Origin of the sequence: Vibrio sp. YMD68 (genome assembly GCF_029958905.1) — a bacterium.
GTDB lineage: Bacteria > Pseudomonadota > Gammaproteobacteria > Enterobacterales > Vibrionaceae > Vibrio.
Map to the genome: position 1 here is coordinate 223,914 of NZ_CP124614.1, position 12,548 is coordinate 236,461.

The 12,548-nt window shown below is 44.7% G+C and carries 9 protein-coding genes and 1 pseudogene; all 10 read left to right on the forward strand.

From position 1 onward, the window contains the following. Window positions 1-47 precede the first annotated feature (47 nt). Window positions 48-1,667: pseudogene (locus tag QF117_RS06970) on the forward strand (type IV pilus secretin PilQ family protein); the annotation flags it as partial. Between the two features lie 188 nt (window positions 1,668-1,855). Continuing rightward, window positions 1,856-2,374, forward strand: coding sequence for a shikimate kinase AroK (gene aroK, locus QF117_RS06975; RefSeq protein WP_017036110.1), 519 nt, complete (start codon window positions 1,856-1,858; stop codon window positions 2,372-2,374). A 25-nt stretch (window positions 2,375-2,399) separates the two neighbouring features. Continuing rightward, on the forward strand, window positions 2,400-3,506 hold the full coding sequence (gene aroB, locus QF117_RS06980) for a 3-dehydroquinate synthase (RefSeq protein ID WP_282388356.1): 1,107 nt from the start codon (window positions 2,400-2,402) through the stop codon (window positions 3,504-3,506). Window positions 3,507-3,546: 40 nt separating this feature from the next. After that, complete coding sequence (locus QF117_RS06985; RefSeq protein WP_282388357.1) at window positions 3,547-5,040, forward strand: AAA family ATPase; 1,494 nt, start codon at window positions 3,547-3,549, stop codon at window positions 5,038-5,040. 69 nt (window positions 5,041-5,109) lie between these two features. Continuing rightward, window positions 5,110-5,955 (forward strand): Dam family site-specific DNA-(adenine-N6)-methyltransferase, encoded by an 846-nt coding sequence (locus QF117_RS06990; protein WP_282388358.1) that lies wholly within the window; start codon window positions 5,110-5,112, stop codon window positions 5,953-5,955. A 229-nt stretch (window positions 5,956-6,184) separates the two neighbouring features. Further along, entirely contained in the window at window positions 6,185-6,859 is a 675-nt protein-coding gene (rpe, locus tag QF117_RS06995; protein ID WP_282388359.1) for a ribulose-phosphate 3-epimerase, read from the forward strand. A gap of 120 nt (window positions 6,860-6,979) precedes the next feature. Beyond that, complete coding sequence (locus tag QF117_RS07000; protein WP_017038791.1) at window positions 6,980-7,666, forward strand: phosphoglycolate phosphatase; 687 nt, start codon at window positions 6,980-6,982, stop codon at window positions 7,664-7,666. A 125-nt stretch (window positions 7,667-7,791) separates the two neighbouring features. Continuing rightward, complete coding sequence (trpS, locus tag QF117_RS07005) at window positions 7,792-8,811, forward strand: tryptophan--tRNA ligase (RefSeq protein ID WP_282388360.1); 1,020 nt, start codon at window positions 7,792-7,794, stop codon at window positions 8,809-8,811. Window positions 8,812-9,155: 344 nt separating this feature from the next. After that, window positions 9,156-11,753 carry an ExeM/NucH family extracellular endonuclease gene (locus tag QF117_RS07010; protein ID WP_282388361.1) on the forward strand — a complete coding sequence of 866 codons (2,598 nt, stop codon included), beginning with the start codon at window positions 9,156-9,158 and terminating at the stop codon, window positions 11,751-11,753. A gap of 147 nt (window positions 11,754-11,900) precedes the next feature. After that, window positions 11,901-12,479, forward strand: coding sequence for an aminodeoxychorismate/anthranilate synthase component II (locus QF117_RS07015; RefSeq protein ID WP_282389436.1), 579 nt, complete (start codon window positions 11,901-11,903; stop codon window positions 12,477-12,479). Window positions 12,480-12,548 lie beyond the last annotated feature (69 nt).

Below are 12,548 nucleotides of genomic sequence, written 5' to 3' on the forward strand. Positions count from 1 at the left end.
TCACCGTCACTCTACTGAGTATTCTACTCACCAGTGGTGATGTGTTGGCAGCCGACACAAATCAATTGAAGAGCATTGATTTTCGAGTGGATGGTGACAAAAGCGCGCGCATTATTATCGAACTAGCCAGTCCCTCTTCGGTTGTTGATTTGCAGAAAGTACAAGAAGGGTTGAGTATTGAGCTACTGCAAACCGATGTCAGTGATGAGCAGTTGTATCTACTCGATGTCAACGATTTCGGCACAGTGGTGGAAAATATAGAGGTATTTCGTAAAGAGCCGAGTACTTTGTTGGTGGCGTCCATCAGTGGTGATTATGATTATAACTACAGCTTGAAAGGGAAGTACCTTGATGTTGTGGTGACTCAAGCCAAAGCCGTTCAAAAGCCTAAGCAGGCCAGTCTACTCGAAAAAGAAGGCAAGCTGATTTCAATAAACTTCCAAGATATCCCGGTAAGGAATGTCTTGCAGCTCATCGCCGATTACAACGCATTTAACTTAGTCGTGTCTGACTCGGTGTCTGGTAACCTTACCTTGCGCTTAGACGGGGTGCCTTGGCAACAGGTTCTCGATATTATCTTGCAAGTCAAAGGCCTGGATAAAAGAGTGGAAGGGAATGTTATTTTGGTCGCGCCAACTGCAGAGCTTGATTTGCAAGAACAACAAAAACTCGAAAAATCCCGCCTTGCTGAGGAGTTAGGTGATCTCTCTTCCGACATTCTCAAAATTAACTTTGCTAAAGCTTCCGATATTGCCGATATGATTGGCGGTGATGGCCCTGTGAGTATGCTGTCCGATCGTGGTTCCATCAGCATTGATGAACGAACCAATTCTTTACTGATTCGTGAGTTGCCTGACAATATTGAGATCATTCGTGACATTGTTTCTTCACTCGATATCCCGGTAAAGCAAGTGCAGATTGAAGCTCGCATAGTGACCATTAATGAAGGCAACATGGATGAGCTAGGTGTTCGTTGGGGGTTTACTAATACCAATGGGAATAATACCGCAGGGGGATCTATAGAAAGTAACTTATGGCAAGTAGGCGCGTTGGCGGGGGATGAGTTGCCCATTGATGACTTTCTCAATGTTAATTTAGGCGCGACGTCAGCGAATGCTTCATCAATCGCGTTTCAAGTGGCCAAATTAGGCTCAGACATGTTACTTGATCTTGAACTGTCGGCATTACAGCGTGAATCGAAGGCAGAGATTATTTCTAGCCCCCGTTTAATCACAACCAATAAAAAACCAGCCTATATTGAGCAAGGGACCGAAATTCCGTATCTAGAGTCCTCGTCTAGTGGCGCAACGACCGTGGCATTTAAAAAAGCGGTCTTAAGTTTGAAAGTCACCCCTCAAATCACTCCAGACAATCGTTTAGTGCTTGATTTAAGTGTGACTCAAGACAGGCCGGGAGAAATCGTTAAGACGGGAACCGGGGAGGCGGTGGCGATTGACACACAAAGAATTGGAACTCAAGTACTGGTCAATAATGGGGAAACCGTGGTGCTCGGTGGAATCTACCAGCACAGCACCACCAATTCGGTAGATAAAGTACCATTGCTTGGTGATCTACCATTATTGGGGGCGCTTTTCCGCCGAACTTATGAACAAAAAGGCAAAAGTGAACTGCTAATTTTCGTGACTCCGAAAGTAATTCTCCAGTAGTGGGGAATAAATAATCGCGATCAACAAAAAATAAAGTTGCATTAGTGTCATCAGATCTAGATAATTTCGGGTCTTATCACGAAACATCTGTGAGGAATAGGTGCCACAAGCAACTATAAGACCTGATAATCTCAGGTTACTCTTGTGGCGATGTCATTGAATTAACGTTGTAAATTACTGCTAAAAACATGGCTGAGAAACGCAATATCTTTCTTGTTGGCCCAATGGGCGCCGGCAAAAGTACAATTGGTAGACACCTTGCTCAACAACTGCATATGGAGTTTTTAGACTCCGATACAGTTATTGAAGAACGCACAGGTGCTGATATCGCATGGGTTTTTGATGTTGAGGGCGAAGAAGGCTTCCGTAAGCGAGAAGAATCTGTCATCAATGATCTAACTGACAAGCAAGGCATCGTTCTTGCGACAGGGGGCGGCTCTGTAAATAGTAAGGATAACCGTAATCGTCTATCTGCACGTGGCATTGTTGTTTACCTAGAAACAACAATTGAAAAGCAACTTGCGCGTACAAATCGCGACAAGAAGCGCCCGTTGCTACAAACGGATAATCCGAGAGATGTTTTAGAATCTTTGGCGGGTGAACGCAATAACCTCTACGAAGAAGTAGCGGATTATACCGTTCGTACCGATGACCAGAGTGCAAAAGTAGTAGCCAATCAGATCGTAAAAATGCTAGAAGAACGTTAAGTCGTTTTTTATCGGAGAGCAAACCATGGAACGGATTACGGTCAGTTTGGGCGAGCGAAGCTACCCAATCTCTATCGGTGCCGGATTATTTAATAATTCGGCACAACTTTTTTCTTCTTATATCGATCAAGCATTTTCTGCTTATCAGAAAGTAGTGGTTATCAGTAATGTGACCGTTGCTCCGCTTTATGCTGACCAAATTTTGGCTCAGTTTAAGCAGCTTGGTTGCGAAACCTCGTTACTCGAACTTCCCGATGGTGAGCAATACAAGAGCCTCGATACCTTCAATCAAGTCATGACCTTTCTGTTAGAAGGCAATTACAGCCGCGATGTGGTGGTGGTAGCGCTTGGTGGTGGTGTGATTGGTGACCTTGTTGGTTTTTCTGCGTCGTGCTATCAGCGCGGTGTGGACTTCATCCAAATTCCTACGACATTATTATCGCAAGTCGACTCTTCTGTTGGTGGGAAAACGGCGGTGAATCATCCACTCGGCAAAAATATGATTGGTGCCTTTTACCAACCTAAATCTGTCATCATTGATACCGACTGTTTAACTACCCTGCCAGAGCGTGAATTTGCAGCGGGCATTGCTGAAGTGATCAAATATGGCATCATTTACGATGTCGCTTTTTTTGAGTGGCTAGAAGTCAATTTAGATAAACTCTATGCCCTTGATAAAGAAGCATTAAATTATGCAATATCTCGTTGCTGTGAAATCAAAGCGGAAGTCGTCGCTCAGGATGAAAAAGAGTCGGGTATTCGTGCTTTATTGAACCTAGGTCATACATTTGGTCATGCCATTGAAGCGGAACTAGGGTATGGTAATTGGTTGCATGGGGAAGCGGTTGCATCGGGCACGGTTATGGCGGCGAAAACAGCACAACTGCAAGGATTAATTTCTGAGCAGCAAGTTACGCGAATCATTTCTATACTTAAAAATGCAAAGTTGCCGGTACACACCCCAGAAAGCATGGCTTTTGGTGATTTTATGAAGCACATGATAAGAGACAAAAAGGTATTGGCCGGAGAACTTCGCTTAGTGCTACCCACCAGTATCGGTACTGCTGAAGTCGTTAAAGGTGTTCCTGAATCTGTACTTGAGCAAGCCATTGATTTTTGTCGTAGCGTATAATTTTATTTTATAGACAGTCATCTGTCAGTAGGACGGCCTAATGAGTTTAACGCATGAATCACGTGTGTTGGAATTAGAGTCTCAAACCGAGTTGCTAGAGCGTTTACAGCTATTGACTAATTTCGGCTCCAATCTTGTCACCGTCGGTGGTGAGATTGGCGCGGGAAAATCGTGGTTGGCGCAACGTTACCTAGAAGCTTGGGCGCAAGATAAAAATCAATCATTGTTGATGTGTCACCCCAATCAAGATGATCCTCAACGCCGTTCTACTATTTTAAATCAGATCATTTCCAACGCTCTTTTTAGCCCCCAAGATTCCCTTGTTGATAGCCTTGAGCAAATCTTAGAAGGCGAACCTTGTGATCTCGTCATTGTGGTTGATGATGCCCACTTATTGACCGAGTCGTTTATTTCAGAGCTGTGGATGTTGGTTCTTGAAGCGCAAAGTAATCCCCATTGGAGCATTAACGTCGTTCTGTTTGCTAAATCAAATAGCATCGAGGGTTTGCTAACCCGTTTAAGCTACGGACAAGAGCACAAGCCGATTGAATTAGAGGTTGATGCACTACGTTCAGAAGAGGCGGAACGGTTCTTTGAATTTCTTGTCGTTCGATATGTGGATGATAATCTCGAAAAACGAGTTCGTCAGGTGTACAAAAAGACCCCGCCTTTACCGGGTGCAATCATGGCATTAGGAGATCATAAAGTGGAAAAACGTATCATCATTCGTTCGATTGTGGGCTCTCCTGGCAAAATCGCTGCACTCATTATTTTACTCTTATTGATTATTGGCGGTGGTTACTATTGGATGATTAGCCAGCCTTCTCCGGACGAGAAAGCGCAACAGATAACCGATAGCCTTGAACAAACCGTTATCCCAACACTTCCTAGTGTCTCTTCATCGGTTACCACGATGGACGGAGAGTCGCTTGAGAATGAAAACCAAGATGGCGCTGAACGTGTTGATCCAAGCTACCAGGGTGCGATTGATGACAGTATGTCACTCCCTCCGGATGTGGTAGGCGAAACGGCAAGTGTAGGGCTCGCTGATGATGATCAGCAACGTGTCGTGATTAACTCGGATGTTGTTGATGCCCTGTTAGATGATAAACCGGCGGACACCAGCACGATTGACAATGCCATTGCAGACGCTCAGCAACAAGCTGATGCGGATGTTGAAGCAGAATCTGTGATTGAAGCCGAATCCGCACCGAGTGAAAAAATCATCACATTCTCATTTTCTCGCGAGGCATTGAAGGCATTTTCACCGCGTAGCTACACGCTCCAACTCGCTGCCATGAACTCGTTAACCGAAGTCCAAGAATTTATCGAGCAGTACGCTATCGAAGATCAAGTTCGTGTTTATCCAACAATGCGAAATGACATTGAGTGGTACATTGTGACTTATGAAAACTACCCAACGATTCAGGTTGCCAGAGACGCTGTCGATACACTGCCAGAAGAGCTGCGTGAGCTTGGGCCTTGGGCCAAATCAATGAGTCAGGTTCATCGAGAAATCGATCGTGAGAAATAACGCTGAGCTTAATGCGAAAATATGTTACATTTCGCAGCCTTATTTTGTGGTGGATAAACAGAGCAGTAAATGAAAAAGCAGCGTGCCTTTTTAAAATGGGCGGGTGGAAAATATGGCCTCGTTGAAGATATTCAACATCACCTGCCTCCTGCTCGTAAGTTAATAGAACCCTTTATTGGGGCGGGTTCCGTTTTCCTTAATACAGATTTTGAGCAATACCTGCTGGCTGACATTAACCCGGACCTCATTAACTTATACAATCTTCTTAAAGAGCAACCCGAGCTTTATATTTCAGAAGCCAAGCGTTGGTTCACCCCACACCATAATCAAAAAGAGGTGTACTTAGACGTACGCGCCCAATTCAATGCAACCGATGATGTGATGTATCGTTCATTGGCCTTTCTGTATATGAACCGTTTTGGCTTTAATGGCTTGTGCCGTTATAACAAAAAAGGTGGGTTTAACGTCCCGTTTGGCTCATACAAAAAACCCTACTTTCCAGAGGCGGAACTCGAATTTTTTGCGCAAAAAGCCAAGAAAGCGACTTTTATCTGTGAAGGCTACGTTGAGACATTCAAGCGGGCTCGAAAAGGCTGCGTGGTTTATTGTGATCCTCCTTATGCGCCATTGTCGACGACATCCAACTTTACCTCATACGCAGGAAATGGGTTCTCACTTGACGACCAAGCGGCTCTAGCGGATATAGCAGAGAAAACCGCTTATGAGCGCGGTATCCCGGTATTGATTTCGAATCATGATACAACGCTGACTCGTCGTCTTTATCACGGCGCACAACTCAACACTGTGAAAGTAAAACGAACCATCAGTCGCAATGGTGCTGGGCGCAATAAAGTGGATGAGCTACTTGCGCTGTTTTACGAAAAACAAAATCACACTGCAGACAAATCACTTTAAGCACTAGGATCTCACGACTGGCTTCTGTAGAATTGCGCGCGAAACTTGTTCAATTTCCCGTTTTAGTTAAATCGCGAACTCGTTAAATCCGCGAACTCGTTAAATCCGCGAACTCGTTAAATCGCGAATTGAATGGGTTATGTATCCGTTTGGTTGTGTATCCCATTAGGTATTTTAAGCACGCATTTAAGTACGGACTTAAGCACAAATTTAAACATAGAGGCTAGGTATGAAAGATTTTCTCATCGCTCCATCCATTTTATCGGCGGATTTTGCTCGCCTAGGCGCAGACGTTGAAAAAGTACTCGCAGACGGTGCCGATGTTGTGCACTTTGATGTGATGGATAACCATTACGTACCTAACCTAACGTTCGGTGCGCCAATCTGTAAAGCACTACGAGACTATGGCATTACTGCACCAATCGATGTTCATCTTATGGTGAAGCCAGTCGATCGCATTATCCCAGACTTTGCGAAAGCGGGCGCGACGATGATTACGTTCCATGTCGAAGCCTCTGAGCACGTTGATCGTACTTTACAGCTCATCAAAGAACATGGTTGCCAAGCGGGCGTGGTATTAAACCCTGCAACCCCATTGTCTTGTCTTGAGTTTATTATGGATAAGGTCGACATGATTCTTCTGATGTCGGTGAATCCAGGGTTTGGTGGTCAATCGTTTATTCCTCATGCTCTTGATAAACTTCGTTCTGTTCGTAAGATGATTGATGAATCTGGCCGTGATATTCGCTTAGAGATTGATGGTGGCGTTAAAGTCGATAACATTCGTGAGATTGCCGAAGCCGGCGCCGATATGTTTGTTGCAGGTTCGGCGATATTTGGTCGTCCTGATTACAAAGAAGTCATTGACGAAATGCGCGCTGAGCTTGCAAAAGTTAACGCATAAAAGTAGAACTAAGATCTGTTGACCTAAAATCAAAAATTTAGATTAAGGGGGGCTCATTAGCCCCTTTTTTACGTCTTGTTGCTCAACCTTTAAGACGAACATAATAAATAGGAAAGTAAGATGCCATTAAGCTCAATAAAACTGATTGCCTTCGATTTAGATGGAACCCTGTTAGATAGCGTGCCAGATCTGGCGATCGCTGCTGACCTTGCTGTCAAAGCCTTGGGTTTCCCATCTGTAACGGAAGAACAAGTTCGTGACTATGTTGGTAACGGTGCAGACATATTAATTGGCCGATCGCTCAGCCAGAATTTAACCGTGAATCCAGAGTTGAGTGAAGAGACTCGCCGCAAAGCGCGCATCTTGTTTGATGACTTTTATGAGCAAGGCGGTCATAAGCTGAGCCACCTTTACCCATCGGTTAAAGAGACTCTCGCTGCGCTCTCCAAAGCGGGCTTTACGATGGCTATCGTGACCAACAAGCCGACGAAATTTGTGCCGGACGTGCTTGCTCAGCATGATATTGCTCAGTACTTTACTGATGTCATTGGTGGCGATACTTTCGCGAACAAAAAACCGGATCCGATGGCGTTAAACTGGTTGCTAGAAAAACATGGCGTTAAAGCGGATGAAATGCTGATGGTCGGGGACTCGAGTAATGATATCAAAGCCGCCAAAAACGCCGGTTGCTATTCATTTGGTCTTACCTATGGTTATAACCACGGTGAGCCGATTTCTGCGTCTAACCCTGACTATGTGGCTGATGATATTGGTCAATTGCTCGAAGTCGTTCTCGTTTCAGCGTAAAGCTCAGAAAAGTTACCACAATCCTCTAGTAATATACTTGCCAATGAGTACACTGCTAAAATCGTGTTGATCAATTCGACACGGTTTTTTTAATTAATCATTATGAAGTCAAAGGAATCATTAGCATGAGCAAACCCATTGTATTCAGTGGCGTTCAACCGTCAGGTGAACTTAGTATCGGCAACTACTTGGGTGCTCTACGTCAATGGCAACAGATGCAAGATGACTATAATTGCCACTACTGTGTTGTAGACCTTCACGCTGTTACGGTTCGTCAGGACCCAAAAGCACTCAATGAAGCGACTCTAGATGCACTCGCAATTTGTCTTGCGGTTGGTGTTGATCCAAAGAAGAGCACGCTATTTGTTCAGTCACATGCACCAGAGCATGCTCAGCTTGGTTGGCTTCTTAACTGTTACACTCAAATGGGCGAGCTGAGCCGAATGACTCAGTTTAAAGATAAGTCAGCTCGCTATGCAAACGATGTTAATGCGGGTCTATTTGGTTACCCAGTGTTGATGGCGGCGGATATTTTACTGTACGGAACACATCAAGTTCCGGTTGGTAATGATCAGAAGCAGCACTTAGAGCTTGCTCGTGATATCGCGACACGTTTTAACAATGTGTATAGCACACCAGAACAACCAATCTTCCAAATCCCAGAGCCTTACATTCCAACCGTAAATGCGCGTGTCATGAGCTTACAAGACGCTTCTAAGAAGATGTCTAAGTCAGACGATAATCGTAAGAACGTAATTACTCTGCTTGAAGATCCTAAATCGATCCTTAAAAAGATTAATAAAGCTCAAACGGATACAGAAACACCGCCACGTATTGCTAATGATTGGGAAAACAAAGCGGGTATTTCGAACCTAATGGGTTTGTACTCTGCGGCAACGGGTAAAACGTTCGAAGAGATTGAGGCTGACTATCAAGGCGTCGAAATGTACGGCCCATTTAAGAAAGATGTGGGTCAGGCGATTGTCGCTATGTTGGAGCCCATTCAAGCGGAATACCATCGTATTCGTGAAGATCGCACGTACTTAAACAGTGTCATGAAAACGGGTGCTGAAAAAGCATCAGCACGAGCAGAAGTAACGTTGAAAAAAGCGTACGAAGCGGTGGGTTTTGTTACCCGTCCATAATACGAACACAGAGTCTTCGTTGATTCTATTACGACAATAGCACCGTGATTGTTCAAAGCCTTTAGCCATGCTAAGGGCTTTTTTATTTATAAATCCATCAGTTATCTACAAGTCCCGACCAAACCTATCTTTCCGTTTACTTTGCTTGTTGAAAGCATGCGCTCCATTCAGCTATTTGATTTGGATATGAGATCGAGATCTCGATAAATAGGGTGAATGTTTCTATTGCTTACATAAAAGTCCAACACTGAGCGGGCAAAATAAAAACGACAATTCAATTAACGTGACATGGAACACCATCTTAAATGCAACACGACATTCTTGATGGTACTCAGAGGTAGATAATGGAAACCAAATTTACACGTAGCTTGCTTGCTCTTGTGGTGGGTTCAACGCTGGCTGCACCCGCACTCGCTGATGTGATTCTTTCTCAATATGTGGAAGGCACCAGTTACAACAAAGCCATCGAAATTGCCAACACCGGTGATACCGCCGTGAGTTTAGATGACTTTCAATTGGCTAAATCAAGCAATGGTAATGGCTCATGGGGAAGCACTTTGTCTCTTGCCGGCAAAGTGATTGAGGCGAATCAAGTCTTAGTGATTTCTCACTCAAGCGCAAGCCAGGCGATACAAGACGTCACCAATGAGAATAACGGCTCAGTGGTGAACTTTAATGGCGATGATCCGATAGCACTGCTCAATGCTGATGGCAGAGTTCATGACATGTTAGGCATTATGGGCGATGTTGATTGGGGTAAAGATGTGACTTTGGTTCGCGCTGACCTTACCCCTTCTAGCACTTACCAAGCATCTCAATGGGTGGCACAAGCGACTGACAATATTGAAGGCTTAGGAGCGTTGGAAGCGGTTGAATTGCCACAAGCCTTTGCTTGTACTCAAAACGATTCAACGCCAGTCTTTACTGCTATTCAAGATATCCAAGGAGAAGGGGCCAGCTCTCCGTTTATCAGTGGCTACCCATATATTACGGATGAGGAACATTTCGTTGAAGGTGTGGTAACGGCGGTGACCACAGGGCTGACGAAAGGGTTTTATCTTCAGGCTTTAAATGACGACTATAACTCAAGCACGTCTGAAGGATTGTTTGTTCATACCAACTCATCTCAATCAGACTTAGTGGCTGGTGATGTTGTTTGTGTCAAAGGCAAGGTTCAAGAGTATTACAGCCATACTCAGCTAAAAGTGGAAAACAACAACTGGATCAAGGTCAGTGATCAAACGGCACCTTCCGCTGTTGCCATTGAAATACTAGAAAGCGATGAGAATTTCGAACAAACTCTAGAGCGCTATGAAGGCATGTTGGTCAAAACCACAGAAGCGCTTGATATGCGTGTGACACGTACATTTGGCTATGACTATGCCGGGCGTCGTAACAATATGGTGCTGGCGCAAGGTGAAATTAATATGCAGCCAAACCAATTGTATGCGGCAGGCTCTGAGCAAGCGAATGAGCAAAATCTGCGTAATAAACTGGCTCGAGTATTTGTTGAGACCGATCAGAAAGCCCCCAACGGACAGATCCCGTACTATCCAGACTTTGGCCGCACAGATATCGATCAAAATGGGTCAACGGAAGATTACATTCGCATCGATGATTCGATTATTGGTCTAGAAGGTGTTTTAAGTTATAGCTACGGCGAGTATCGACTCATTGCGACCAATCAATTGAGCCGTGATAATTTTGTTCGCAACGATCCTCGTACTGAACGCCCTCAAATGAATCGAGGTGATTTACGTATCGCGACGTTCAATGTATTGAACTACTTCAATTCTCCATTTGGTGGTGATGCGAATTTACATGGCGACAACCGCGGTGCAAATAGCTACGAAGAGTTTGAAGTTCAACAGCAAAAAATCGTCAATGCTATTTTGTTACTTGATGCCGACATCATTGGCTTGATGGAAATTGAAAACAATGGGTTTGGTGCCAGCGGAGCGATTACGCAACTCGTCGATCAAATTAACTTGCGCATCCCGAAACAAAAAGATCACTATAAATTTGTGGCGATCGATTCGAATCAAGACGGTGAGACGAATCACCTAGATTCTATTGGGACCGATGTTATTACCACGGGTGTGATTTATCGCAGTAAGGCTGTGAAGTTAAAACAGAGCCGTGTGATTGCGATGCCAAGTCAACTGGCACCTGAAGTGATCGATGATAAGGGCAAAGTGATTGAAAGTGGTAAAAACTATCAACGTGATTCTCTTGCTCCTACGTTTAAAGTGAAAGGGACCAAAGAGAGAATCACCGTTGCGGTGAATCACCTTAAATCGAAAGGCTCAAAATGTTGGGAGGATGCAGCTCCGATAGAGCAAGGTGGTCAGGGTGGGGTTGACGCCGACAAGCAAGGGTCGTGTGAAAATTTCCGAGTTGCGGCAGTGGTTGCGTTAGGTGAAGCACTGGAAGAGATCAAAGGGCATAAAGTCATTCTTGGCGATATGAATGCGTATGGTAAGGAAGATCCAATGCTTATCCTTACCGATTACAGTGCTGAGAAGTACGGCAAAGCGATCAAAGCAGCACGTAATACCTTTATTGCGGGTGAACCACAATTTGGAGATGACGGCGCTGTGATCACCAAGAGTTTCGGTTACATCAATGCGGTTGAGATGCACCATCCAAAAAGTTGGAGTTACTCATACAATGATGAAGTCGGTGCTTTAGATCACTTACTGATCAGTGAGAGCTTAGCGGAAAAAGTGGTGGACGCGACAGATTGGCATATCAATGGCGGAGAATCGACGCTGTTTGATTACAACGAAGAGTTCAAAGGTGATTTTCCGAAATACCAAGATCACTACCGTTCATCTGACCATGATCCTGCCGTTCTAGAGTTACAGATGGGAGGTTCATTTGGCCTAGGCGCACTAGTGTCGATGTTCGGTCTGATGATGTGGCGACGTCGTGATTCCTAGCGTCTAGCTCATTCAAGTGTAAAACGTTAAGGCCAGTGTTTACTGGCCTTATTTCATTTTTTTCAGCGTTAATACTTGCCTTTCCTACTTGGTATTGCACAATACCGCCCTCTGAAATGTTTCAATGTGTTGAGCTGTATTGTTGCCATGCTATTGATTATCGATAATTACGATTCGTTTACCTATAACCTGTACCAATACTTTTGTGAATTGGGTGCAGAGGTTAAGGTTGTGCGTAATGATGCGATTGATGTCGCTGGAATCGAAGCGTTAAAGCCGTCACACCTTGTTATTTCTCCTGGTCCTTGTACGCCTAATGAAGCGGGTATCTCTCTGGCTGCCATCGAACACTTTGCTGGTAAGTTGCCTATGATGGGAGTGTGCTTAGGACATCAAGCCATTGCCCAGGTTTTTGGTGCAAACGTCGTGCGTGCTCGACAGGTCATGCATGGCAAAACATCCCCAATTACTCATACCAATCGCAGCGTCTTTCGTGGCTTAAACAACCCCCTAACGGTCACTCGATACCATTCGCTAGTAGTACAAAATGGCACCCTGCCAGACTGTTTTGAAATAACCGCGTGGACCACACTTTCCGATGGTTCCCTCGATGAAATAATGGGGTATCAGCACAAAACGTTGCCCATCGATGCGGTTCAGTTTCACCCTGAATCGATCAAAACAGAGCAAGGCCACGAGTTACTCGCCAACTTCTTAGCCCGCTAGGCGGATCGTTCGATCTGACCGCGATCACCTTTCTTAACATTTCTTTCATATTCTTAGTGCGCATCAGCG